The 23915-nt window shown below is 67.9% G+C and carries 23 protein-coding genes and 1 pseudogene; 5 read left to right on the forward strand and 19 right to left on the reverse strand.

Translation table 11 applies throughout. From position 1 onward, the window contains the following. Position 1: 1 nt before the first annotated feature. The 8 genes from PSQ21_RS06545 to PSQ21_RS06580 all read right to left on the reverse strand — a co-directional run bounded on the left by PSQ21_RS06545 (position 2) and on the right by PSQ21_RS06580 (position 7236). The gene (locus tag PSQ21_RS06545) at positions 2–373 is read right to left on the reverse strand and encodes a hypothetical protein (protein ID WP_274029455.1); all 372 of its coding nucleotides are present in this window, start codon (positions 371–373) and stop codon (positions 2–4) included. A gap of 11 nt (positions 374–384) precedes the next feature. Next, the gene (locus PSQ21_RS06550; protein ID WP_274029456.1) at positions 385–1845 is read right to left on the reverse strand and encodes a polysaccharide deacetylase family protein; all 1461 of its coding nucleotides are present in this window, start codon (positions 1843–1845) and stop codon (positions 385–387) included. A 70-nt stretch (positions 1846–1915) separates the two neighbouring features. Beyond that, complete coding sequence (locus PSQ21_RS06555) at positions 1916–2836, reverse strand: phage major capsid protein (protein ID WP_274029457.1); 921 nt, start codon at positions 2834–2836, stop codon at positions 1916–1918. A gap of 139 nt (positions 2837–2975) precedes the next feature. Next, positions 2976–3626 (reverse strand): phage scaffolding protein, encoded by a 651-nt coding sequence (locus PSQ21_RS06560; RefSeq protein ID WP_274029458.1) that lies wholly within the window; start codon positions 3624–3626, stop codon positions 2976–2978. A 9-nt stretch (positions 3627–3635) separates the two neighbouring features. Further along, a complete protein-coding gene (locus tag PSQ21_RS06565; RefSeq protein WP_274029459.1) occupies positions 3636–5069 on the reverse strand; it encodes a phage portal protein in 1434 nt (477 codons plus the stop codon). A gap of 10 nt (positions 5070–5079) precedes the next feature. Beyond that, the gene (locus PSQ21_RS06570; protein ID WP_274029460.1) at positions 5080–6573 is read right to left on the reverse strand and encodes a hypothetical protein; all 1494 of its coding nucleotides are present in this window, start codon (positions 6571–6573) and stop codon (positions 5080–5082) included. Further along, a complete protein-coding gene (locus PSQ21_RS06575) occupies positions 6570–6716 on the reverse strand; it encodes a hypothetical protein (RefSeq protein ID WP_274029461.1) in 147 nt (48 codons plus the stop codon). The genes PSQ21_RS06570 and PSQ21_RS06575 overlap by 4 nt, the downstream gene beginning before the upstream one ends. A 91-nt stretch (positions 6717–6807) precedes the next feature. Next, complete coding sequence (locus tag PSQ21_RS06580) at positions 6808–7236, reverse strand: sigma factor-like helix-turn-helix DNA-binding protein (protein WP_274029462.1); 429 nt, start codon at positions 7234–7236, stop codon at positions 6808–6810. 157 nt (positions 7237–7393) lie between these two features. Between PSQ21_RS06580 and PSQ21_RS06585 the strand changes: the two genes are divergently transcribed. After that, positions 7394–8299, forward strand: a complete 906-nt coding sequence (locus tag PSQ21_RS06585; protein ID WP_274029463.1) for a DUF5677 domain-containing protein — start codon at positions 7394–7396, stop codon at positions 8297–8299. Between the two features lie 216 nt (positions 8300–8515). Here PSQ21_RS06585 and PSQ21_RS06590 read toward each other — a convergent pair whose 3' ends face one another. The 6 genes from PSQ21_RS06590 to PSQ21_RS06615 form a co-directional block, all read right to left on the reverse strand. Next, a complete protein-coding gene (locus PSQ21_RS06590) occupies positions 8516–8692 on the reverse strand; it encodes a hypothetical protein (RefSeq protein WP_274029464.1) in 177 nt (58 codons plus the stop codon). Between the two features lie 2 nt (positions 8693–8694). Further along, entirely contained in the window at positions 8695–8859 is a 165-nt protein-coding gene (locus PSQ21_RS06595) for a hypothetical protein (RefSeq protein ID WP_266404054.1), read from the reverse strand. A 271-nt stretch (positions 8860–9130) separates the two neighbouring features. Then, complete coding sequence (locus tag PSQ21_RS06600) at positions 9131–10672, reverse strand: hypothetical protein (protein WP_274029465.1); 1542 nt, start codon at positions 10670–10672, stop codon at positions 9131–9133. After that, positions 10669–11073 carry a hypothetical protein gene (locus tag PSQ21_RS06605; protein ID WP_274029466.1) on the reverse strand — a complete coding sequence of 135 codons (405 nt, stop codon included), beginning with the start codon at positions 11071–11073 and terminating at the stop codon, positions 10669–10671. The genes PSQ21_RS06600 and PSQ21_RS06605 overlap by 4 nt, the downstream gene beginning before the upstream one ends. A gap of 112 nt (positions 11074–11185) precedes the next feature. Further along, positions 11186–11413, reverse strand: a complete 228-nt coding sequence (locus PSQ21_RS06610; RefSeq protein ID WP_274029467.1) for a helix-turn-helix domain-containing protein — start codon at positions 11411–11413, stop codon at positions 11186–11188. Between the two features lie 216 nt (positions 11414–11629). Continuing rightward, positions 11630–13111 (reverse strand): recombinase family protein, encoded by a 1482-nt coding sequence (locus tag PSQ21_RS06615; RefSeq protein WP_274029468.1) that lies wholly within the window; start codon positions 13109–13111, stop codon positions 11630–11632. 30 nt (positions 13112–13141) lie between these two features. Between PSQ21_RS06615 and PSQ21_RS06620 the strand changes: the two are divergent. After that, positions 13142–13330 (forward strand): annotated as a pseudogene (locus tag PSQ21_RS06620) (MBL fold metallo-hydrolase); the annotation flags it as partial. Between the two features lie 125 nt (positions 13331–13455). On the opposite strand, the gene PSQ21_RS06625 reads toward PSQ21_RS06620, so the two are convergent. The 5 genes from PSQ21_RS06625 to PSQ21_RS06645 form a co-directional block, all read right to left on the reverse strand. Next, positions 13456–14475, reverse strand: coding sequence for a TerC family protein (locus PSQ21_RS06625; RefSeq protein WP_274029469.1), 1020 nt, complete (start codon positions 14473–14475; stop codon positions 13456–13458). 239 nt (positions 14476–14714) lie between these two features. Continuing rightward, positions 14715–16670, reverse strand: coding sequence for a TerD family protein (locus PSQ21_RS06630; RefSeq protein ID WP_274029470.1), 1956 nt, complete (start codon positions 16668–16670; stop codon positions 14715–14717). Between the two features lie 254 nt (positions 16671–16924). Continuing rightward, a complete protein-coding gene (locus tag PSQ21_RS06635) occupies positions 16925–17503 on the reverse strand; it encodes a TerD family protein (protein ID WP_274029471.1) in 579 nt (192 codons plus the stop codon). Between the two features lie 239 nt (positions 17504–17742). Further along, positions 17743–19872: an excinuclease ABC subunit UvrB gene (gene uvrB / locus PSQ21_RS06640; RefSeq protein ID WP_274029472.1), complete on the reverse strand. Its 2130-nt coding sequence runs from the start codon at positions 19870–19872 to the stop codon at positions 17743–17745. 39 nt (positions 19873–19911) lie between these two features. Continuing rightward, the gene (locus PSQ21_RS06645; protein ID WP_274029473.1) at positions 19912–20742 is read right to left on the reverse strand and encodes an MHYT domain-containing protein; all 831 of its coding nucleotides are present in this window, start codon (positions 20740–20742) and stop codon (positions 19912–19914) included. 229 nt (positions 20743–20971) lie between these two features. Here PSQ21_RS06645 and PSQ21_RS06650 point away from each other — a divergent pair, with 229 nt between their 5' ends. From PSQ21_RS06650 to PSQ21_RS06660, 3 genes are all read left to right on the forward strand, one after another. Then, complete coding sequence (locus tag PSQ21_RS06650) at positions 20972–21847, forward strand: glycerophosphodiester phosphodiesterase family protein (RefSeq protein WP_274029474.1); 876 nt, start codon at positions 20972–20974, stop codon at positions 21845–21847. Positions 21848–21925: 78 nt separating this feature from the next. Further along, complete coding sequence (locus PSQ21_RS06655) at positions 21926–22483, forward strand: methylated-DNA--[protein]-cysteine S-methyltransferase (RefSeq protein WP_274029475.1); 558 nt, start codon at positions 21926–21928, stop codon at positions 22481–22483. 81 nt (positions 22484–22564) lie between these two features. Beyond that, positions 22565–23839, forward strand: coding sequence for an MFS transporter (locus tag PSQ21_RS06660; RefSeq protein WP_443334374.1), 1275 nt, complete (start codon positions 22565–22567; stop codon positions 23837–23839). Positions 23840–23915 lie beyond the last annotated feature (76 nt).

Raw genomic sequence — 23915 nt, forward strand, 5'->3', positions numbered from 1 at the left:
GTCACGCCTCCAGGCTTACGGTCTCGGCGGCGTACACCGGGGCCTGTGTGGCGTCGAGGGCATCCCACTCGACGAGGTAGTCCCCCGGCCCGTCCCGGTCGTCCTCCGACCACGGGTAGCCGTACGCCCCCGCCGCGATGTGACCGATCCCGTCCCCCGTCGGGCCGACCAACGGCTCGCCCTGCCCGTCCTTCGTGACCGTCACCGTCAGCTCGGCGACGTCCGCAGCCGGCCCGCCCTCGTAGGCGTAGAAGTTCGCGTACAACGTGGCGAGCTGCGTGAAGATGAGGCCCTGGCGTTCCAGTTCAGCGAGTTCCCGGTCGGATACGTCGACGAGTTCCCACGGGCGGATCGTGAGGCGCACAAGGCTCATGGCAGCCCGCCTCAGACCGTGTACCGCATCACGTCCGCGACCGGCAGCACGGGAATCCCGTAGCTGTTGATCGCGTCGATGATGCTGTTGAAGTCGGACTGCTTGATGACCCCGGCGTCCCCGCCCTCGGACCCGGTGGTCAGGACGTGGAACGTCAGCTGCAACCAGGCGCCCTGCCGCTTGCACACGTCGAGGGAGCCCCCGGCCTGGGTGACCGAGGCGGGCAGATCCATGCCGACGCTGGCCCCGGAGATCGCGGACTGGGCGAGCATCCGGTAGGGGCGCGGCGGGGGCCACTGCTCCTTCAGGACGTTCGTGGAGGACCCGTAGCCGGTGAGGACAGTCCGGCCGGTCGCGAAGTACCGGGCGACGATCTGCTCGACCGGCACCCCGTCGATGGTGTTCTCGAAGTTCCCGCCCGGGTAGGCAAAGTTGTCGCCACGCAGCCCGTTCGACAGGAGCCACGACCGCAGGTTCCTCAGCTCGTCATCGACCTGCCGGGCGGTGAAGTTCGTGAAACGGCCGTCGTGCATGGCGTTGGTGTACGCGTGCCCGGCGATCTCCATCCCGGACTGGTCCTGCATCGTCCGCAGCTGCGCCAGCGTCATACGGTTCGCTGCGCCGATGGACTGGGCGATCGTGTAGAACGTGCCCCGGTACCCGTACTGGTCCATCTTCGGGCGGGCCAGCGCGTACTGGGAGTCCCACGAGTCATCGAACGTGATCGACACGACGCCGTTGGGGAACGTCGCGGTGATCGCGTCGATGATCTCGACGGACTGGAAGTGAACGGTGCAGTTCCCGCCCGTGGCGACGACCTGGAACCGGATGAACGTGAACCCGGACTTCGCGGACGGCACCCGGTTCGCGTCGAGGGAGAACGTTCCTGCGGCGGAGTGCACGTCCGACCAGCCGACGGTGACCGTCGTCCACTCCCCGGACTTGTAGAGCTTCGACGTTGCCGTGGTGGCGAGGGTCTGCCACTGGAACACGTTCGTCGCGCTGGTGCCGACCCGAATGTTCAGCTGCGACAGCTTCGACACGTCGTCGACCTTCACGACGAACCGGATCGCCTTACCGGTCAGGTCCATCGAGGAGATCCCCGACTTGTCGAGGTTCCCGTTCCCGGAGAAAACGACCTTCGCAGACTGGGTGCCCTTGCAGAAGTCCGTGGTGTCGTTCAGTTCCGAGGACGCCACACCACCCGACGTGGCCCACCCGTGGCCGGTCTGGAAGTGCTCCACGATTCGGGAGGGCTGCCGTACAGGGGTCGGGCGGCCCGGGTAGTGGGCGGGCAGAGCGAACCCAGCCGACTCCAGCCGGCCCGCGACGGACAGGCCACCGGAGATGCTTCCGGACCCGCCGACGGTCAGGTTTGCGGCACCACCGGACAGCACCAGGGGCCCGGTGAGGGTGTCCCCGGTGTCGTTGACCTTCCGCGGGTCTCCGGATGTGTAGCCGACCGCAGGCATGAAGTCCTCCTCCTAGACGTGACAGGGAGGGAAGAGGCGGGCCCGAGCGCAGGGGCCCGCCTCCGCCCGGTCAGGAGTTGTCCTCCAGGCACGCCCATGCCTTCTCGTGGGCGACGACGAAGCCACGGCGAGCGCGCATCTTCAGGACGGCCTCGTCGGTGAGGAATCCGACGCCGGAGTCAGCAGGGGCGGTTCGGGATTCGGGGCCGGAACGGACACCGAGGAACAGGTACTCGCGGTTGCCGACGAACAGGACCGGCTTACCGGTGGGGGCCGACGCTGCGGTCGCCGAAAGACGGCAGCCGTTGGACCATGCGACCTGGTAACCGAACAAGGTGTCCGGAGTACCGGCCAGGCCCTGCACGAAGATCGGCCGTCCCTGCACGTCCACGACACCGCGAAACTTCGCCTTGAACGCCGGGGATGCAATGACGATCGTGTTGCCGTCGTCGAAGTAGTCGGACTCTTCGTAGTCCGCGAGCGTGGCCGACAGGTTCGCGTACGTAGTGCCCCCGGAACCTGTCTGCGTCAGGTTCGAGTTCGCCGTGTATCCGGTGTCGGAGTTGTTCTGGGTCAGGCTGTAGTACAGCGACGCAAACGGAACCGTGGTGCCGTTCGCGGCGGCCGACGTAGCAAGGGTGGCGTTGTCGATGAACTTCGCGTACGACGTCGCCCAGTCGGTCTGCTTCGTCGAGATGATGTCGGCGACCTGACGGGTGTCCTGGAGGTCCTCATCGGCAATGCGGATCGCCCGGGTGAACTTCAGCGCGGTGAGCAGCACATCGTCGTTGACCGAGGTGTCCTCGGTGTACGCGCTGCCCTTCGCGGTGAAGTTGACGTCGACACCAGCCGAACGCGGCACATGCTTGGTGTCAGTGGCCATCGGGACGCGGCGGGCGAGACGCTCAACGGCCGACATCTGCTGGACTCGGGTGATGACCGGCCCGGAGTACTCCTCGGGAATCCAGTCCTCGTAGGTGTTGCGCGCCATGACGGCTCCTGGCTGTGAAGCCACCACCGCACATGACAATGGCGTGATGGCGAGGATTCGGAAATCCCCGGGGCATCACGCCACCTGTCGGGCTAAGTCGGGTTGTTCATCACGAGCAACCTGATATGACAATACCCGGTCATCGACCGCCGGTCAGCGCTCGTGCAATCAACGTCGCACTGGCCTTATCCGCGCCGCGCCGAAGGGCCTTGTCTCCACCGTCCACATCCTTCGCGGAACGGCGTCCAAAGAACTCGGGGAACTCCTTCTTGAAATCGTGGATCTGCTCATCGAGGCCCTCGATCTCACCGTCTTCAGACACTTCGATGTCGTCCATTTCCAGCATGCGGAGTAGCCGGTTCGGGTTCTTGATAAGCCCGGCTTCAGCGAGAGCGGCGCGGGCAGCCTGCTTCACCAGCATCGGCTTCCAGCGGGACTCCGCTTCCTGTGTCGCCTCTTCGCGGGCCTTCCTCTCCGTCTCCTCGACGGCGCTAGCCGCGTCCGTGCCGGACTTCCCGCGCAGGTCGGCAGCTTCCTTGTTGGCCCGCTTCAAGGCCCGCTGGACCTTCTTCCACTCGTACTCAGTGGGGGCCTTCCACGCGTCCTTGTCGTCGCCATCGTCCACATCCTCGGCGTCGTCGTCCTCACCCCCTTCCTCGTCGCCATCGACGTCCTCGTCGTCGGGGGCTCCGCCCGCGATCGGGTAGATCGGGTACAGCTCGTCGAGGCTTTCGCCAGGGCGTGCCTTGCGGTAGCCGACGATGTGGCGGGGCAGGGTGTTCGGGTTCATTGCGCTCTCCTACATGGTTGCTGCGGTGATGACTTCGGGGCGGTTCTGGTCTTCCGGCTCCAGGTCCTGCGCGGCCCCAGGAGCTGTGTTCTGCCGGTCGGGGGCCGCCTGTTCGGGAATGCCCCACGCGTCGAGTTGCTCGGCTGTGTAGCCCGCTTCCATGAGTGCCTGGCGAGCCGGCACTCCGGCGGAGATCTTCAAGGCGACGACTTCCCAGCCCTCCTTGTCGAGGAGAGACACTGCGGGCTTCCACCGCACGTCGACCGTGGCGCCCTTGGTTCCGAGGACCGTCAGGGCGAACTCGAAGACGTCAGCCCACGGGGTGGACAGGGCGGCCTGCCGGTCCTCGACCTTCTTCGTCAGCGTCGCGTCGGAGATGAGGCGGGACACCCCGGAGGGCTGCTCCCCACCGGGGTCGAAGAAGTGCAGCGGGGTGTCGGTGACCTGCGCCATCATCCGCATGTAGAACTGGGCAGGATCGATGAAGTTGCCCGGGTCGGACGGGTTGAACTCCCCCACTGCCTTCGCCCCGTGCAGCTCCCACAGCTGTCCTGGGCCGGTCGTCAGCTTCGACTTCAACGCCTTGGGGTCGAAGCCGTCGTCGTCCGGGTACGCGGCGCTGCTGCCGTCGGTCTCCGCGCCCACCAGGTCGGGGTCCATGAGGGCGTAGCGCTGCCGGAAGCCCTGGTAGTCCGTCGTGGCGAGCTGGGTGGCGAGCTGCTTCGTCACGGCGTTCTGCGCCCCGTAGGCGTCCTTGTGCTCAGGCCGCCCGTACGGGGTGTCGGTGCGGAGGTGGAAGACCGGGAGACGCCCGTACGGGTTCGGCTCAGGCCATACCGGGTCGCCGTCCTCGGACACGGTCCGGGTGTACGGCTCCCACGAACCCTCCTCGGTCTCCTTCGTGCCGGGCTTCGTGATGTACCGCTCGATCCGGTCCGGGTAGTACAGGGTGCAGCGCCACACCGGCTGCTCCCCGCGCTTCTCCTGCCACAGCTTCCCGGCGTACTGCGGGATCTGCTCGGTCTCCGCGTCGTAGAACACCCGGGTTGTCTTCGGGGAGTTGTAGATGACCTGGACTGTGCCGTCCTCGACTCCGTCCCACACGAAGACGTAGGCGTCCCCGTACTCGCAGGCCCGCAGGTTCATCTTCGCGGTGCCCAACGTCAGGTTGTTCGGCTCCCACACCTGCTCCTGCAACAGGCGGGTCGTGGTCTCGTTGCCCCGGACGGTGACCGCCTGGATGACGAGCCGGTTCGCGACGGCGTTCACCGGGGTCTTCGCCAGGTTGAACGTGTATTCCTCGCCTGTCTTCTGAAGGAGTGTGCGCAGCTTCGGGTTGCAGAAGATCTCGGGGACGTTGCCCTCGTAGTAGTCCTCGGCGATCTGGTAGTTCTCGTATGCTTCCCGGATTTCGGTTACGGCGTGGATCAGATCGGACGGCATTCCCGCCCCCTCACATGTAGCTCGTAGTTGTGGCACGGAATGTCTTCACCGGGGCGGGCTTCCCGAGGAAGAACCGAACTCCGGCACCCACAGCATCAACAAGGTCATCGTGCAGACCTCGGGGGAACGTGACCATTTGCTGCTCCGCTTTCTGATGCGGTGTCTCGTGCCACACCTTGCGCTTCTGATAGTGATGCAGTGCGTCGAGGGCACGGACTTCTTTCTTTCCTTCGACGTTGTGCGTCACGAGTTTCACCGGCAGATCGTGGAGGATCTCTTTCCATACGTCGCCGCCCTGGTTCGCTTCGATGTGGACCATGCGGATCTCTGGGTGGCGCTCCAAGAGGTCCAGGACGTGCCCACGGATTTGGCGTCCGGTGTGCCGGGCGGAGTGGGTGTAGCGGACGAGGGCGGTGCCGTCGGTGCGGTTGTGCCCGACGATCGCGTAGGCCGTCTCGTCGGATGTCGTCTTCGTCGTGACGGCCGGGTCGATGAACAGGGCGCAGCGGGTGATGGGGAGGGGCCCGTACTGGAAGTCCTCGGCGGACCAGTAGTCCCCGTCGTAGCCGAGGGGGTCGTTCTCCATGTTCTTCCGGAACGACCGCGTGTGCCGCTCCCCCTGGAGGAACTCGGTCGACCACTTCTCCGGCCAGACGGACTGCTCCGTGCCGTCGTCGGCGATAACGAACGGCCGGTGGTGGTGGGGGCGGAAGTTCTCTTCGAGGATCCAGTCTTCGGGCTTCAGGCCGTTCGCGGCCTGTACGAACTGGTGCACGATGGAACCGGGCATGGTGACGGTGCCGACGAGGACGACGCGGGCGTACACGTTCAGCGGCAGGATCGCGTCCTGCACCGTCCGCAGCCGCTTCTCCATCTGGTACGCCGAGTAGTTCGACTCGTCGGGCTCGATGTCGTCGAGGATCAGGAGGTCCGGGCGCTGCGCCCCGATCTTCGCCCCGAGGACCGCGGAGTCGACCCCCTGAGCGGTGAACGCGAAACCGCCCTTGGAGACGTACATGTCCTGCCGGTCGGCATCGGAGACACCGGTGAGTCGGCGGGCCGGCTGGCACAGAGTGGGGTAGTCGGTGCGGAGCAGCGGGTTGGCTTCCAGCTCGTGCTTGATGTCGCGGAGCCGCTGGCGGGCCTGTGCGGCTGCGGAGGCGAACCCGGCGATGTACTTCACGTGCCCGTGCGCGGCGGCCCACAGGGGCAGGATCAGCTGCCACCAGGTGGACTTGCCCATGGCTCGGGGGGCGACGTAGGCGTTCCGCTGTTCCTTCGGCACGGCGGGTGCCTGGGTCCACAGCTGGGCCTGTGCGGACCATTCCCAGTGCACCGGGGACAGGGAGATGTGGCCGCCGGTTTCGTCGCCCTGGAGGTGGTGGGCGAAGTACGTCAACGCGAAGAGGAGCGGGTTGTCGCGGGTGAGGATGCGCCTGCACTCCGGAACGCCGAACATCGCGGGGTCGTATCCCGCGATGTAGGAGTCCAGGCGTGTGGTCACGACAGGGTGTCCCCTGCCTGGATGAGGAACGCCCCGGCCATGGATGCGAGTCCAAGGGCCATGAGGTTGATGCGGCCTTGGTCGGTGAACGCGGCGATGACGAACAGGGCTGCGGCTATCGCGAGGAGGACGTACGTGACCATGTGGGTCTCCCGACGGTGAGCGTGTCCAAGTTGTCCGGGGTTCAGGCGGGCTTCGGCTTGGTCGGGGTCTTCTTCGTGCCGTTCTCGTCGCTCATCCCTGCGTCTCCTTGGTCAGCTGCGCCTTCGCCTGGGCGGCGCGGATCATGTCCTGCAACTCCAGGTCGTTCTGCGTGACCTCATGGATCTGGAGGGAGTGCTGCTCCGGGGCGTTCAAGCCCATGAGCTTGCGGTAGCTCTCGGACAGCCGTGCCGCTGTCTTGATGGCGTCGAGGTCTCCGGCTTCAACGGCGGGCTGGAGGCGCTCCAGGAGGTACAGGAGGCGTTCGCCTTCGCGGGTGCGGAGTTCTTCGACGGCGGGGACGATGACGGCGGTGAGGGCTTGTCGGACGCGTTTGTGGACGGTGGCGACGGACAGGCCGGTTTCTTTGGCCATGCCTCGGTAGGTGAGGCCGGAGAGTTGGAGGCGGAAGCATTCGGCTGCTTCTTCCGCGATGACGGCCTTGGGCTTGTTAGCTCCCATCGTTCACCTCCTCCCGCCGGACCGTGTGGGGTTTCTTGTTTGTTCTTGTTGGAATGGTATTCGACTTTGTTGTCTTTTTGGTGCGTGGGGAATCGTTGATCCCGGGGGCCCGGTAAAGGGTTCTGGCTACTGGGGAGTTCGCCGCTAGGGTGCCGGGATGGCGAGCGGTAAGAGGAACAGGAAGAAGAAGCCCAGGAAGGCTGGGGCTGCGGGGCCCAGGGATCCACGGGTTGTCATTGCGCCATTGACGCATTTGAAGCCGCTAAACAAGATCCTCACCGAGGTAGCGGCGGCAGCCGACAGGCTTGTTCTTGAAACACCTGTCGATCCTGACGATCTACTTGCCCGCTTCGATACCGAGATCTTGGTTCGGGCCATCAATAGCTTGAAGTCGGTGCAGCTGCTGCTGGAGAACGGGCATTGGGAGCATGCGTCGGGGATTACTCGGCAGCTGTTCGAACTGGTGGTGAATCTGGAGTACCTCGGGGCGCAGCCCGATCGCTTTCAGGCGACGTTTGAGTATTGCCACTTCGGGGTTCTCCAGTTCATACGGGAGAAGCACCGGGAGGCCCTGTATGGCAAGGAGACGGGGCGCCCCGTGAACGCGGAGCAGTTTGCATACCTGGAGAAGACGCTGGACACCGCTTTCGACCAGTTCAAGGGGCAGCCCAGGGCTGACGGAACAACTCGATGGGTGCCTTCGTGGAGCCGCAAGTCCACGAAGGCACTGGCTGAGCTGTCGCCTGACAAGATGCGGGTACACCAGTACGACCACCTGTTCACCGTCTGGTCGGAGCAGGCCCATGCGGCTCCCCGGAGTCTGATCGAGAATCTCTTCCACGATGCGGGCGAGCAGTGGGTTGAGACGGTTTTCGAGTCAGACACCAAGAAGATCATCGAGATTGCCAGCATGTCTCTGATGATGTTCCTGTCGCTGTGGCGTGAGCTTCCGAACACCGTGCCGTTGCCGCCCGAGCAGATGCTCTCGTGGACGCGTCGGATGATGGGGATCGTGGCGGTACCCGAGTTTGATGACCTTCCCGGGTACCGCGTCGACACGTAGTTCCGTCCTTTCGGTTACGGGGTGGCGAGGTCAGCGAAGAGGCGGCGTAGGCAAAGGGTCAGGTATTCAGCGGCGAGCTCTTCGCTGACGGTGGGGGACCATCCCCTTCGGTCGAGTTCGTTTCGGATGCCTTCGGCGGCGTCGAAGAGTGGGGCGCATAGGGCACCGACTTGGTGGAGTGTTTCGGTGAGTCGGTGGCCGAGTTCTTCGAGGGTGTCAGGGGGTGGGGTTTCCATGGGGGCCGTCCTTTTCGTTGATCGCGTTCAGGATGGCCTGTGTCTTGTTGGTGAGGTCTTTGCGGCGCTCGTGGAATGTTTCAAGGGCGGTGTTGAGTGCGGTTTCGGTGAGGTTCGTTTGCTTGCGGGTGTTCTTCTTCCAGAGGGTGAGTCGCATGATCAGGCTGCTTTCTGGTAGCGGGTGAGCTTCTTGGCGTGGCGGGCTTCGAGGCCCTTGAGCCGGCGAGTTCGGTGAACCCGCTTGTACTGGCGGTTGTGTTCGCGTCGGCGGCGGTCGGCCGCTTGCCGTGGGGCTTCGATGTCGATGAGCTTCAGCTGCTGCATGCTGACCTCCTTGTTACGCAGCGTGCTCGGACTGATGTGGACATCGGTGTGGACGTTTTCTTCGATGTGGACATGTGGACGTCCACATTCGTCCGCGTCTCTCGCCGCCCTATACGCGAAGCACCTTCTCTCTCTTTCTTTACATATATGCAGGTCAGGGGGGTGGTGACTTGATGGTGTTCACTCATGAATGTGGACGCTCGGGGGCCGGGCATGTCCACATGTCCACATCTGTCCACACGTCCACATGTCCGCATGCCCGGCCCCCTCATCACCGATAGTCAGCAGGTCGAGCGCCGCCGGGGACGATCTGGTCCCCCTCGTCAGACACCCAGTCCTCAGCCACGGCGTAGCTGAGACTTCGGGAGAACAGCCCCCGGTCAGTGCTCCGCAGCACCCTGCTGATAGCCCCTGGGGTCATCCCTCCGTTCTCGCTGACCTTCTTGGCGATGGTCCGGGCGACACGCTTGATGGCCCGGTCGGCGTCGCTCACCGCGCTGTGGGTGCGGACAGCCTGGTCGACCTTCTGCTTCGTCCTCTCCTCCTGCTCCTGTGCTGCCTTCCGCTTGGCCTTCTCCACCAGGGCGTTGCGGAGGGCGCAGGAGGCTTCCCAGATCACCTTGGACAGCTCCCAGTCCTCCAGGTTCACTTCGGTCCGCATGTCGAGGAGGGCGAGGAGCGCCGACACCTTGATGCGGGTGAGCTGTTCGTGGCCGTTCAGCTCGTCGACTTCGACTTCTCCCCGGGACCGCTTGATGTTGATGTCCCACAGCTCCTGCTGGACCTCGGGCGGGAACGTGATGTCGAGGTCTGCCCCCGGCTCCTTGAACTGCGGCTGGTGCTCCAGGACTCCAGGCCAGTCCGGCTTGTCCTGGATCCGTGAAGGGATCGCGGGGTCGGTGACCGGCGACCACAGGAACCGCTGCGGTGTCCCGAGGTGGGCTTCCTGCAACAGAGGCAGAGCGGTCTCGGGCTGGAACCCGACGACCATCCCCATCGCGTACTCACCCTTCGGAATGTGTCGGTTCCTGGCAGCCTCCGCGTTCGTCTGGCCGAGTGTCTCCCCGCCCGCAGCGCGTCGGATGGTCTCGCCGATCGTGGAACCCTGCCTGCCGTTGACCTTGGTGAGAGCTTCACCCTCGTCGGCGTAGAAGAACGCGTTGTGGCGTACCTGCTTGCGTACGTCCCCCTTCCTCGGCTGACCGTCCGGACCAATGACCTCCTCTTCGACGGTCCCCATGAACGTCTCAGCGATGCCCTCACCTGTTCCGATGGACAGGTCGTCGCGGAACTCGCGGTCGGGGATCGTGAGCAGCTTGCTGCCCGCGTCCTTGCCCGTGCTCTTACCGGCCGAGCTGGGCCCCACGATCGCCACGAAGACGTTCAGGGACGCCCTGCCGCGCATCCCGGTGTTCGCCTTGATGCGGTGGGAGATCATCGACGACAGCCGCGCCAGGACCGTGTACAGCGCCACCTCTCCGGAGCAGCACTGCGAGTGAGCAGCCTGCCGGATGTGCTGGAACACCGGACGTGCGCCCCAGAACGTCTCAGGCAGGAGACCGCGGGGCACGACGACTGTCGGCTCCTGGATCTCCTCGTCCGACTCGAAGACCTCTCCCGTCTGGGTGTTGACCCGCTCCTCCTCGACTGGGCGAATCGGCACAACGTCGGCTTCGACGCGCAGCGGGGCGGGCCGGCTGACCCTGAGGGGTACGAACTCGTGCCCCAGCATGTCGCCTTGATGGGTGGGCTCCATGTAGGTGCAGCCCGGGTATGTGCAGTACTTCGACTCGTCGATGCTGTAGACACTCATGCGACGCCCTCCCGCAGCTGGCGAAGGTCTGCTTCTTCGACGGCTGCCTGCCGGATCCCGTGGAGGATGGCTTCGAGGCCGTAGAAGTAGTGCTCGTCGCAGAAGCTCCGGCCGAGGTCGTCACCCTGCACCTGAATGTACGAGCAGAGGGCGAGGGCTTTTCCGACGATGCGGGCGGTGAACCGGTCCATGCGGTTTCCGACACCAACGTCGAGGACGACGACGGAACCGGCCGGGGCCATGATTCCGTCGTGGAATGCTCCGGCTTCAATAGCCCGCCGGGTGTTCGGAAGAAACACCGTGCGGACTACCCGACCGTCAGGCCCTAGCGGTACAATGACCGAAGGCTCGCCAGGCCGTTTGAAAGCCCCTTCGGGGGCTTTCTTCATTTCCTTGATCACCGTGTACCTCGCAGCAGGTTCCGGAGCTGAGCAATCTGGTGGGGGGTAAGGGGCGGCATGTCGGCCGCAACCTTCTGCGCCTTCTCGCGCAGCAGCTGCCGCATCTCGGGCGTCATCGTCCGACCTCCACGAAGAAGTCGTTGATGTCGCAGCTGAGAGCGTCGGAAAGAAGGATGAGGCTTTCCGAGCTGGGGGACCTACGGCCGCATGTCCAGGCGCTCAGGCTCCGCTGCGGGATGCCCGTCGCACGCCAGATGTCGCTGGCCTTGAGGTCGCGTTCCTTCCGGAGTTCCCGGAACTTCTCCCCCGAGAAAACTCGGGAGGGTTGCGCTTTCTGCATGCCGACGCCTTTCGGCTCGACACACCTCGCTCACTGCCCGAAGGCAGTTCCGCACGCGAACAGGGAGTCCGTCCGCGCCTTCACCGGATGCGTTCTTGAAAAGAATTAGACACGTTCGTGAGAAGGAAAGCAAGGCGACGTGAAGCATCTGCCGTGCATGTAAAGGGTTTTCCGTCTATGAGTCACGGAAAACCCTTTACATTTCCTTCGGTTGCCTCAAGAAGAAGCGAACGGCTCACCACCAGCCGTCAACACCTTCACGAAGTCCGGATCAAACCCAGGACCCCGCTTCCCCGTCGGCAAAATCACCACCCGCAAATTCAGCGCCTCCAACACAGCCCGGCGCTGAACCACATCCAAGCCCTCCCACGTCACCTCCGCGACCTCCAACGGGGCACCCACAAGATCACCCATCGACGCCAGATCCAACGTCGGCGTCTCCCTCTCGATCTCCTGCTCCACCCCCGCGATCTGCTGCTTCAACTTCACCGTGACCGCCCGCAACTGCTCACGGGTCAGCAACCCGTCCGCATAGTCATCGGCCGCTTCCTCCAGCCGCTTCTTCATCCCGTCAGCAGAAACCCGGAGCCGGCCGATCCTCTCCTCGTCCGGACCGAACACGGCAAGGGCGTCAGGACGCGACAGGCGGGCGAGGACGACCTCGGTGACCCATGCGTCCACGTACGCCTCGTTACGGCCTGTACAGCCCGCCATGGAGTCGCACACGTACAGCTTGTACCGGCTCTTCGTCGCAACCCTCAGCACACTCGCGCAGACACCGCACTCACCGATGCCCCACGACAGCAGGTGCTTCCTGGAGCCGTCTCGCTTCACCGACCGCTCAGGGGCGGTGAGGAGCTTCACGACCTGCCGCCACTTCTCCTCGTCCACCAAGGCGGGGAACGCCGCCGGGTACAGCACCCCACGATGCTGACGAAACCCGCCATTCGCCGGACGCAGCGCAAGCTTCTTCACCGACGTCTTGCTCCACCGCAGCCCGTCTTCGTTGCCCTTCGCCCGCTGCTTCTTCTTCATCACGAGGTTCGCGCCCGGAGGCAGAACCCGGCGGGTGTTCAGGTCAGCCGTGACCTTGATGACGGACTCCCCCGCCAGCAGACGCTTGATGACCTCCCGGACGATCTCGGCTTCCTCCGGGTTGATCTCGTCGTGGAAGCTCTCCACCTTCCCCTGCTGGTTGTAGGTGTAGACACGCCGCCACCCATAGGACACGGCCCCGTTCGCCCGGCCTTCCTCCGCCCGGGACAGAGCTTCGCGCGCTACCCGTTCGGCCTTGACCTCGGACTCCAAGGTGTCGGACTCACCGACCTGGGCGAGCTGGGAACGCTCGATGGCCTTGGTGCAGTCGAAGTACCCGCCGGTCTCGAACGCGACGGCTATCCCGTGCTGCTGGAACAGGTCGATGGCGATGGCCCGCTCGACCCGTCGTCGCCACAACCGGGATGGGTGGAGGGCCACGACCACGTCGATGTCGCCCTCCGCGACCCGGGCGATCAGCTTCACGTAGTCGGGTCGCTGTTCGCCGTTGTAGGCGGAGATGTCGTTATCGGTGAACGTCTCCAGGACGGTCCAGCCCCGCGCCTGCGCGTAGGCCCGGAGGTCCTGTACCTGGCGCTTGACACCCCGTTCCTGCTCCCGGGGGTCCTCGCTGATCCTCGCGTACAGCAAGCAGTTGGTCACAGTTGACATATTACCTACCAAGCGGGTTGGCTGTTCCCGGGCGGGGTGGGGAACACGAACAAGAACCCCGAGGCGTTCGCGAGCCTCCTGCGCGACGTCGAGACGAAGCTGTTCGACCGGCTGCCGGACGAGACGTGGGTCTATCCGGGCCACGGGCACGACACCACGCTCGGCGACGAGCGGCCCCAGCTGCCCGAGTGGCGCGCCCGCGGCTGGTAGCCCGCGCGCACACCACCCACCGCAGGTACCCACACGCACACGGCAGCGGCCGGAGCGGACGGCCTTCGCCGTTACCGCCCCGGCCGCTGCCGGTGTGTCCCTGTGCCGCCCGGGGCGGCCCCGGGTCAGTTGTTGACGCTCTTGCTCTCCTCGTCGGACGGACCGGCGGTCCCGGCCTTCGCGGCCTCCTCCGCCTCGGCCGCCACCTGCTTCTTGTTGGCGATCAGGCTGGTGATCGTGGTGATCACCAGGACGCCGCAGATGACGGAGAGCGAGAACGGGATGGAGATCTCGGGCACGTGCACCCCGGACTCGTGCAGGGCGTGCAGCACCAGCTTGACGCCGATGAAGCCGAGGATCACCGAGAGGCCGTAGCTGAGGTGGACCAGCTTCTTCAGCAGACCGCCGATGAGGAAGTACAGCTGACGCAGACCCATCAGCGCGAACGCGTTGGCCGTGAAGACGATGTACGGGTCCTGGGTCAGGCCGAAGATCGCCGGGATGGAGTCCAGCGCGAACAGCACGTCCGTCATACCGATGGCGAGCATGACCACCATCAGCGGGGTCATGATGCGCTTGCCGTTCTTCTGGATGAAGAGCTTCGTGCCGTGGTACTGGTCGGCGACGCCGAAGCGGTGCTCGATCTTCTTGAGGAGACGGTTCTCCTCGAACTCCTCGTCCTCCTCGTCGGCACGCGCCTCCTGGATGAGCTTCCAGGCGGTGTAGATCAGGAACGCACCGAAGATGTAGAACACCCACGAGAAGTTCGCGATCACGGCGGCACCGGCGGCGATGAAGATCGCCCGGAGCACCAGGGCGATCAGCACACCGATGAGCAGCACACGCTGCTGGAGGTGTGAGGGCACCGAGAACTTCGCCATGATCAGGACGAAGACGAAGAGGTTGTCGACGCTCAGCGACTTCTCGGTGATGAATCCCGCGAAGAACTCGCCGGAGGCCTGGGTCTCACCGAAGACCGCGAGACCGGCTCCGAAGAGGATGGCCAGCACGATCCAGACGATCGTCCAGATTCCGGCTTCCTTGGTCGACACGTCATGGGGCTTGCGCCCGATGAAGAAGTCGACGGCGATCAGGGCTGACAGACCAAGAATGGTCACAGCCCATAGGGTCCATGAAACGTCCACTGCGCCTCCGGCAGTTCGCTACGGCTACTGATCAGCGTCGTCGCTGCCGGAGGTCTCTTCCACCCCGCACGCGGTGTGCGCGCCTGGGCCGGCGCCCCGGGACCGATAACGGTCCGTATTGACGGGACGTCGCGTAAGGAGTACTCCCCTCCGTTCCCCAAACAGTACAGGCATCACCAAGGGTAGGTAAAGGGAAAGGTAAAGAGATCGTCAAAACCCCAGGTCAGTGGCGCTGCTCATCAGCGGCCGGCGGCTCGGCGGGCGGCTGCCACCGCCGCGAGCACCTGTTCCAGGACGCGGCTGCCCGGCGGGACGGTCAGCGGCTCGTACGTCCAGGCGTGCCCGACCCAGGGGTCGGCGAGGTGGCTGTCGGCGACGGGGGTGATCCGCAGCAGCGAACGCCACAGCGGATCGAGCACCGGCCCGTAGGCGGCGGCCTCCTCCCGGTCCGCGACCATCAGGAGGTGCACCCCGACCGCGGGGCCCTCGTCGGCGAGATAGCGGAGCTGGGTGACGGCCCGGTCGTCGAAGCCGTGCGGGAAGTCGTTGACCACCAGGAGCTGCTCGCCGGTGTCCAGATCGGGCGGGAGCGCATCGGCCGCCCCGGCCCGCACCGCCATCTGCACCAGGTCCACCCGCCGGGTGAGGTGGGCGAGGACCGAGGCCACTCCCCCCGGCCCGGCGGCGGGCGGTCCGGCGAGGACGCCCGCGTCGACCAGCGGCGCGAGCGGACCGGCCGCGGCGCCCGCCGGGTCGATGACGTGCACCGAGAACTCACCGGGGGGATACACCGCGAGCAGCCGCGCCGCGTGGGTGACCGCGGTCTCCACGGCCAGTCGGCGCAGCCGGTCCGGATCCATCGGGGCGGCCGCCTCGGACGCCGTCCGTCCGCTGTCCACCCAGATCCCGCGCTCCAGCGGCAGCCGGACGAGCAGCGGGACGCGCAGGTCCGTGCGCTCGGGAAGGTGGAGGTCGCCGATGCGCAGGGCCATCGGTATCTCCATCGGGACCTGGTGGGCGTGCCAGACGGGGTTGGCCCATCCGGCGTACGCGGCCGGGAGCGCGGGCTCGACGACGGCCGCCTCGGCGGCCAGCTGGGCCAGATCGCGGTCGAGGGCCTCCCGGGCCCGGGCGGCCAGCTCGTCGCGCTTGGCGCGGGCCGCCTCGCGGGCACGGTCGCCCGCCCCGCCGATCCGGTTGCGCGGGTCGGAGAGCGCCCGGTCGATCTCCTGGTCCATGCGGGACTCGGCGAAGTCCACGGCGGAGCGGTAGGCGGCGACGGCGCGGGCCAGGTCCTCGAACATGCCCCAGATCTGGTTGTAGAGGCGCTCGTCCATCGACCAGCCGGTGGCGTCCCCGGCCACCGGCTGCGCGGCCTGTCCGGGCTGGGCCGGGGGCGCGGTGGGCGGGGGCGACGGGGGTGCCGTGTGCTGCCGCCGCGGGTGCGCGTAGTTGATGGGGCCCTCGGAGGCGGGTGACGCGGCGGCCGGACCCTGGGCGGGGTGCGGCCGGGGGGTGGCGGCCGGGTCGGTCAGCGGCTCGGGGGCCGGGGGCGGTGCGGGCGGGCGGTGGTCCGCGGCGCCCGTCGTGTGCCGTACGCGGTCGCCTCCCTGGGGCCGGGGCGGCGGCGTCACCGAGCGGGACATGCCCCGGCTGACGGCCTCCTGAATGGATCCGGCCAGTCCGGCGGCCTCGGCCACGCCCTGGTCGGCGAGCATCTCGGCGAGCCCGCCGGCGTATCCCTGTCCCACGGCGCGGACCTTCCAGGCGTCCTGGCGGCGGTAGATCTCCAGGGCGCTGACCGCGGACTCGGCGTCCAGGCCGGTGAGCGTGAAGGTGGCGATCTCGGCGCCGTCGAGCCCGGTGACGGCGACGAAGGGGGCGGGGACGGCGCCGAACCGTGCCGGGCCGCCCGCTCCGACGGGGAGTGCCAGCAGCACGGTGACCCGGTGGACGCCGGCGGGCAACGCCTCCAGGTCGACGGCGAGGCGGTGGTCGGCCGCCGCCTGCTGGGAGACCTCAAGACCGGGGAGCTGGGGCGAGCCGGGGTGGGCGATCCACTCGACGCCGCGCACCGTGCCCCGTTCGTCGCCGAGGGTGGCCCCGGCCACGACGGGCGTGCCCGCCGACACCCGGATCTCCAGACGGGTCTGGGGCAAGGTGTGGTTCTGCCCCCGGACCAGTTCGGCCGTCATTGCCCTGTCCCCCTCGACGATGGCCCGCGCGCGTGGGCGCGGTGCCGTGCGATGCCGCGTCCTGCGATGCCGCGTTCTGTGATGCCGTGCGTGCGTGACCGTGTACGTGCGTGACCGTGTACGGGCGTGCGTGGCCCGGTGTCGCGCGTGTGGGTCCTGTGCGTGCCGCGTGCGGGGGCGGCTCCCGGCGGCGGGTGCCTCCGGGAGCCGCGCCCGGCCGTCGCGGTGTCGGCCCCGCCGGACCGGTGCGGGTCCTACAGGTGCGGGAGGATCGACGGCATCAGATCCTGGAACGTGCGGCCGTTGGCCGGGTTCCCCAGGGCCGTCATCTGCCATCCGCCGCCCGCGCGGTGCACCTTCGCCATGATCTGGGCGGTGTACTGGCCGCCGCCGTCGAGCGTGTACCGGGCGAGCTCCTGGCCGTTGGTCTCGTCCACGATGCGGCAGAAGGCGTGGCGGACCTCCTGGAACGTCTGCCCGGTGAAGGAGTTCACCGTGAAGACGATCTGGTCGATGTGGACCGGTACGCGCTGGAGGTCGACGAGGATCGCCTCGTCGTCGCCGCCGGCGCCGGCGCCGCCCACCAGGTTGTCCCCGGTGTGCTTGACCGAGCCGTCATCGCTGATGAGGTGGCGGAAGAACACGACGTCGACCGGCTGCTTCTCGGCGAAGAGCACCGCCGAGGCGTCCAGGTCGACCTCGCGGGTGCGCGAACCGAACAGGCCACGGCGCGGAGCCGCCTGCCAGCCGAGCCCCATCCGTACCGCGGTCAGGGTCCCCCCGTCGCTCTTCTGCAGGCTGATGGCCTGACCCTTGGTCATATTGACCGTCACGCGCTGTCCCCTCTCGGCATTGCCCCGCAACCATCCGTGTGCGGTTTCCCCGCACCCTACGCATTCCACCCCGGGCGGCAGCAGGCTCGGTCCGTTTTCGTGTCGGTCTTGCAACACACCCGGCGTGGTGGGCCCGGCGCCACGGAATCCACGCCCGCGTCCTCGCCGGAATCCACTCCGGAACCGCCGCGGGACCAGCACCCGTCGGTGGCGATCCCGCGCCGGGCGGGTCACCGGGATCAGGCGAGACCCGCTTCCTTCATCTGACGCAGTTCCTTCTTCAGTTCACCGACCTCGTCGCGCAGCCGGGCGGCGACCTCGAACTGCAGATCCGCGGCGGCGGCCCGCATCCGCTCGGTCATCTCCTCGATGATCCCGGCCAGCTCGGTCGCGGGCCGGTCGCTGAGAACCGCGCCCGGCGAGGCCGCCCGTCCCTTCGCCCCGCCCTTGGCGGCCTTGCCGCCGAGCGCGGGCACCGGCGCCTTGGCCTCCTTGCCCTGCCGGTAGCCGGTACCGAGCAGCTGCTCGGTGTCGACCTCCTCACGGGCGATGGTCGCGACGATGTCGTTGATCTTCTTGCGCAGCGGCTGCGGGTCGATGCCCCGTTCGGTGTTGTAGGCGATCTGCTTCTCGCGGCGGCGGTTCGTCTCGTCGATCGCCTGCGCCATGGCCGGAGTGATCTTGTCGGCGTACATGTGGACCTGGCCGGAGACGTTACGGGCGGCGCGGCCGATGGTCTGGATGAGCGAGGTGCCGGAGCGCAGGAAGCCCTGCTTGTCGGCGTCGAGGATGGCGACGAGGGACACCTCGGGGAGGTCGAGGCCCTCGCGCAGGAGGTTGATGCCGACGAGCACGTCGTACTCGCCGGAGCGCAGCTCGCGCAGCAGCTCGATGCGGCGCAGGGTGTCGACGTCGCTGTGCAGATAGCGGACCTGGATGCCGAGCTCCAGGAAGTAGTCGGTGAGGTCCTCCGACATCTTCTTGGTGAGCGTGGTGACCAGGACCCTCTCGTCGCGCTCGACGCGCTCGCGGATCTCGTGGACCAGGTCGTCGATCTGGCCCTCGGTGGGCTTGACCACGACCTCGGGGTCGACCAGGCCGGTGGGGCGGATGATCTGCTCGACGAACCCGTCGCCGCGCGAGAGCTCGTACTTCCCCGGGGTGGCGGAGAGGTAGACCGTCTGGTCGATCCGCTTCAGGAACTCCTCCCACTTCAGCGGCCGGTTGTCCATCGCGGACGGCAGCCGGAAGCCGTGGTCGACGAGGGTCCGCTTCCGGGAGGCGTCCCCCTCGTACATCGCGCCGATCTGCGGGACCGTGACGTGGGACTCGTCCAGGACGAGCAGGAAGTCGTCCGGGAAGTAGTCGAGGAGGGTGTTGGGGGCGGTGCCGGGCGCGCGGTCGTCGAAGTGCATCGAGTAGTTCTCTACGCCGGAGCAGGTGCCGATCTGGTGGAGCATCTCGATGTCGTACGTGGTGCGCATGCGCAGACGCTGGGCCTCCAGCATCTTGCCCTGCTTCTCCAGCTCGGCCAGGCGCTGCTCCAGCTCCTGCTCGATGCCGCTGACCGCCTTCTGCAGACGCTCGGGCCCGGCGACATAGTGGCTGGCGGGGAAGACGTGGACCACGGGGTCCTCGCTGATGATCTCGCCGGTCAGCGGGTGGAGCGTGGACAGGGCCTCGATCTCGTCGCCGAACATCTCGATCCGGACGGCGAGCTCCTCGTAGACCGGGAAGATCTCGATGGTGTCGCCCCGGACCCGGAAGGTGCCGCGGGTGAACGCCAGGTCGTTGCGGCTGTACTGCATCTCGACGAAGCGGCGCAGCAGCTGGTCGCGGTCGATCTCCTCGCCGACCTTGAGCTGGACCATGCGGTCCACGTACTCCTGGGGCGTGCCGAGGCCGTAGATGCAGGAGACGGAGGCGACCACGACGACGTCGCGCCGGGTGAGAAGCGAGTTCGTCGCCGAGTGGCGCAGCCGCTCGACCTCCTCGTTGATGGAGGAGTCCTTCTCGATGTAGGTGTCCGACTGCGGGACGTACGCCTCGGGCTGGTAGTAGTCGTAGTACGAGACGAAATACTCCACCGCGTTGTTCGGGAGGAGCTCACGGAACTCGTTGGCCAGCTGGGCGGCGAGGGTCTTGTTCGGCGCCATCACCAGGGTGGGGCGCTGCAGCTTCTCGATCATCCAGGCGGTGGTCGCCGACTTGCCGGTGCCGGTCGCGCCGAGCAGGACGACGTCCTTCTCATCCGCGCGGATGCGCCGCTCCAACTCGGCGATGGCCGCCGGCTGGTCGCCGCTGGGCTGGTAGGGACTGACGACCTCGAAGGGCGCCACCGAACGTTCGATCTTGGAAACGGGCCGCATGCATCCACCGTACGGCTCGCCACTGACAACGGCCCCGGATCAGCGGTACCGGGCCCCTCCCGCGCCCTCCCGGCCGGTGCTCCGCGGGCGCAGCCCGGCCCGTGGGTCCGGGGCGGCCCCGCCCGTCACGGCCCGGGGGTCGAACAGGAGCACCACGGCGGCGAGGAGCAGGAAGCAGCCGGGGCCGACCAGCATCGGGCCGATCATCTCGGCGGGCCGCTCACCGGGCAGGACGTCGGCCAGGTCGGACGGCAGGGTGGGCGGCAGATGCAGGTGCACGTCGAGCGCGGCCATGCCGGTGTAGTGCATCCCGGTCACGGCGACGGCCATCAACATGCTCGCGCCGATACCGGAGAGGGCTCCCCGGAGGGTGACGGCCGCCCACAGGGCGCCCGTGGCGGCGCATCCGGCGATCAGCACCGAGAGGACGACGAGCGGGGTGTCGTAGGCGAACCTCGCGGCCATGCGCATGCCCGCCATGCCGAGATAGTGCATCGAGGCGATACCGAGGCCGGTGATGGTGCCTCCCGTGATCAACGCCATGCGGGTCGCGCCCCGGTACCCGACAATGAAGATGCCGATGCCGACCATCACCACGGCCACGGCAAGGCCGGCGAAGGTGAGGGGCTTGTCGTAGGAGATCGGCGTCTCCCGGACGGTGAAGCCCGTCATCGCGACGAAGTGCATGGTCCACACCCCGGAGCCGATGGACAGCGAACCCAGCGCCAGCCAGCCGGCCCGCCAGGTGCGAGCGGAGTGAAGGGACCGGGTGGTGCAGCGGAGTCCGAGGGCGGCTCCCAGGGCGGCCATGAGGAAAGCCGCGACCGGGGTCACCAGGCCGTAGGTGAATCCGTCGACCGTTCCTTGCATGCGCGTACGCCCTTCGAGAAAGCCCGGGGTCGAGGAGGGTCCTTAAGGGGCGAGTCCCGGCAGGCAGACAAAGAAAGCACATTTTATCGGCACAGCCGGGTGCCCTGCTCCGGCGGTGGCCCCGGGTTCGAAGGTTCCGTTCATTTCGCGGCCATCGCCGCCCCGCCGGGCGTTGGCGGGCCGCTGTCACTCTCTGCGTGTCCGCACACTCCCGACGTGAGGAGTCCCCGTGTTCGTCCGCACCGCCACCGCCTCCGCCACGGCCGCCGCCCTGCTCGGCGCCGGCGCTCTGCTGCTGCCCGCCGACCGGCCCGAGGCTCCGGAGCGCCGGGACGCCCCGGTCGTCGTGGCCCACCGGGGGGCGTCGGGCTACGCGCCGGAGAACACCCTCGCCGCCGTCGACGCCGCCGACGCGCTCGGCATCGACTGGGTCGAGAACGACGTCCACCGCACGCGGGACGGCGTGCTCGTCGTGCTGCACGACACCAACCTGAAGCGCACGACGGACGCCGAGCAGGTCTTCCCCGACCGGGCCCCGTGGGCGGTCAAGGACTTCACCGCGGCGGAGGTGGCGAAGCTCGACGCGGGCAGCTGGTTCGGAGCGCGGTTCGCCGGGGCCCGGGTGCCGACGCTCACCCAGTTCCTGCACCGGATGGAGCGCAACCGGCAGAAGCTGCTCCTGGAGATCAAGAGCCCGGCGACCTACCCGGGCATCGAGCGGGACATCATCCAGGTCCTGGGGCGGTCGGGGTGGCTGGACCGCTCCCACGTACGGAGCCGGCTGGTCATCCAGAGCTTCGGCGCCGACAGCGTGAGGAAGGTGCACAGCCTGCGCCCCGACATCACGACCGGCTTCCTTGGCACGCCCGCGGTGGCGGACCTGCCCTCGTACGCGGCGTTCACCGATCAGATCAACCCCTCGTACGCGACGATCGGCGCCGACTACGTGGCGGCCGTCCAGCGGCTCAAGGGCCCGCACGGCAAGCGTCTGCGGGTGAACACGTGGACGGTCAACAAGGCGGCGGACGCGGTGAAGGCCCGCGACTACGGGGTCGACGGCATCATCACCAACTTCCCCGACGTGGTGCGCGACGCGACGAGCTGACGCGGGCAGGGGGGCGGGCCCGTCGGTTTTCCGCCGACGGGCCCGCCGCTGTCAGTGGCGGGTCGTACGGTGGTCGGCATGAACAGCTACGGGACCGGTGCCGGGCCGGCCGTCGAGTGGACCGTCGTGGACAGCGACGTCGGCCCGCTGCTGCTCGCGGCGACCGGGTCCGGTCTGGTGAGCGTGTCCTTCCATGCCCTCCCCGCCGTGCGGGACGCGGTCCTCGACCGGTTGCGGACCCGGTTCGGCGCGGAGCCGGTGGAGGCGCCCGCCTCCGCGCGGCTCGCCGGGCCCGTAAGCGCGCTCGCGGCGTACTTCGCGGGCGAGCGGCAGGACCTCGACCTCGCTCTGGACTGGTCGCTGACCTCCGGGTTCCACCGTGAGGTGCTCCGCGAGCTGGCGTCCGGGGTGCCCTACGGGACGGTCGTCGGGTACGGGGAGCTGGCCGCACGGGTCGGCCGGCCGGAGGGGGCGCAGGCGGTGGGCGCGGCGATGGGGGCCAACCCGCTGCCGGTGGTGGTGCCGTGTCATCGGGTGGTGGAGAGCGACGGAGGTCTGGGCGGGTTCGGCGGCGGTCTGGAGACCAAGCGGCGGCTGCTGGCGCTGGAGGGGGTCCTGCCGCAGCCGCTGTTCTAGGTCGTGCCCGACCGGTCACCGTCGGGATCCGTTCACCCTCCCGGGTGAACGGCGGCGGCCGGGCGGTGACACACTGCGCCGGTGACGCGACCCATCTCCCTCCCCCCGGTCACGGCCGCCGGTCTGCCCGCTCTTCAGCGCCGGACGTCGGCCGTGCTCATCGTCAGCCAGATACTCGGCGGCCTCGGCGTGGCCGTCGGCATCGCCCTGGCCCCGATACTGGCCGTCGAGGTGAGCGGGTCACCGGCGCTGTCCGGGCTGGCGCCGACCGCGTCCGTCGTCGGCACGGCGCTGCTGTCGCTGCCGCTGGCCGCCCTGATGGCCACCCGGGGCCGCAGGTCCGGTCTGACACTCGCCTATCTGATCGGTGCGCTGGGCGGTGGCCTGGTGGTCCTCGCCACGGTGCTGCCCAGCTTCCCGCTGCTGCTCCTCGGCATGGCCGCGTTCGGCGCGGGGTCCCTGGCCGGTCTCCAGGCCCGGTTCGCGGCGGCCGACCTGGTGGGGCCCGAGCGGCGGGGGCGGGCGATCTCCACCGTCGTCTGGGCCACCACGATCGGCTCGGTCGTGGGCCCCAACATCTCGGCCCCGGCCGGCCGGCTGTTCCGCGGTACGCCGGTGCCCGAGGCCGCCGGACCGTATCTGTGCTCGGCAGCCGTGTTCCTGCTCGCCGGGCTGGTCGTGGCGCTCGCGCTGCGTCCGGATCCGCTCCTCACCGCCCGCGCCCTGGCCCCGGAGGGCCCGGCGGGGCCGCCGAAGCGCTCCCTGCGCGCCGGAATCGAGGCCGTCCGGGAGTCGCCGATGGCGCGGCTCGCCCTGCTGACGGTCACCGTGTCGCACACCGCCATGGTGTCGATCATGGTCATGACCCCGGTCGACCTGGGCCGGCACGGCGCGGGTCTCCAGTTGATCGGGCTCGTGATCAGCGGGCACATCGCGGGCATGTACGCGTTCTCACCGGTGATGGGGTGGCTGGCCGACCGGTTCGGCCGGCTGGCCGTGATCGGGCTGGCCGTCGGACTGCTGAGCTGCGCCGCGCTGCTCGCGGGCACCGCCGGGCCCCGGCACGGGCAGACCGCCGCGGGCCTGTTCCTGCTGGGCCTCGGCTGGTCGGCGGGGATGATCGCCGGTTCGGCGCTGCTCACCGACGCGGTACCGCGCTCCGCCCACGCCGCGGTGCAGGGGCTGTCGGACCTGACCATGAACGCGGCGGCGGCCGTCGGCGGGGCGGCGGCCGGGGTGATCGTCGCCCAGTGGGGGTACGGCCCCCTCAACGCGATCGGCGCCGCACTGCTGCTGCCGGTCGCCGCGATCGCCCTGCGCCGGAGCCTGCGGCGGCCGGGAGCGGTCAGCGGCTGACACCCGCCGGACCGGCACCCCGGCCGCCGCCGCCGGTGCCACAGCCACCGCCCCGCAACTGCCGCCCCCACAACCG

It is taken from the genome of Streptomyces sp. MMBL 11-1, assembly GCF_028622875.1.
Classification (GTDB): Bacteria; Actinomycetota; Actinomycetes; order Streptomycetales; family Streptomycetaceae; genus Streptomyces.

Coding starts and splice junctions, on each gene's coding strand:
- PSQ21_RS06595 (WP_266404054.1), bottom strand. CDS start 8,859: ATGCAGCAGCTGAAGCTCATCGACATCGAAGCCCCACGGCAAGCGGCC.
- PSQ21_RS06555 (WP_274029457.1), bottom strand. CDS start 2,836: ATGGCGCGCAACACCTACGAGGACTGGATTCCCGAGGAGTACTCCGGG.
- PSQ21_RS06655 (WP_274029475.1), top strand. CDS start 21,926: ATGAACAGCTACGGGACCGGTGCCGGGCCGGCCGTCGAGTGGACCGTC.
- uvrB (WP_274029472.1), bottom strand. CDS start 19,872: ATGCGGCCCGTTTCCAAGATCGAACGTTCGGTGGCGCCCTTCGAGGTC.
- PSQ21_RS06600 (WP_274029465.1), bottom strand. CDS start 10,672: ATGAGTGTCTACAGCATCGACGAGTCGAAGTACTGCACATACCCGGGC.
- PSQ21_RS06575 (WP_274029461.1), bottom strand. CDS start 6,716: ATGGTCACGTACGTCCTCCTCGCGATAGCCGCAGCCCTGTTCGTCATC.
- PSQ21_RS06630 (WP_274029470.1), bottom strand. CDS start 16,670: ATGACGGCCGAACTGGTCCGGGGGCAGAACCACACCTTGCCCCAGACC.
- PSQ21_RS06645 (WP_274029473.1), bottom strand. CDS start 20,742: ATGCAAGGAACGGTCGACGGATTCACCTACGGCCTGGTGACCCCGGTC.
- PSQ21_RS06560 (WP_274029458.1), bottom strand. CDS start 3,626: ATGAACCCGAACACCCTGCCCCGCCACATCGTCGGCTACCGCAAGGCA.
- PSQ21_RS06585 (WP_274029463.1), top strand. CDS start 7,394: ATGGCGAGCGGTAAGAGGAACAGGAAGAAGAAGCCCAGGAAGGCTGGG.
- PSQ21_RS06610 (WP_274029467.1), bottom strand. CDS start 11,413: ATGCAGAAAGCGCAACCCTCCCGAGTTTTCTCGGGGGAGAAGTTCCGG.
- PSQ21_RS06580 (WP_274029462.1), bottom strand. CDS start 7,236: ATGGGAGCTAACAAGCCCAAGGCCGTCATCGCGGAAGAAGCAGCCGAA.
- PSQ21_RS06590 (WP_274029464.1), bottom strand. CDS start 8,692: ATGCGACTCACCCTCTGGAAGAAGAACACCCGCAAGCAAACGAACCTC.
- PSQ21_RS06565 (WP_274029459.1), bottom strand. CDS start 5,069: ATGCCGTCCGATCTGATCCACGCCGTAACCGAAATCCGGGAAGCATAC.
- PSQ21_RS06545 (WP_274029455.1), bottom strand. CDS start 373: ATGAGCCTTGTGCGCCTCACGATCCGCCCGTGGGAACTCGTCGACGTA.
- PSQ21_RS06550 (WP_274029456.1), bottom strand. CDS start 1,845: ATGCCTGCGGTCGGCTACACATCCGGAGACCCGCGGAAGGTCAACGAC.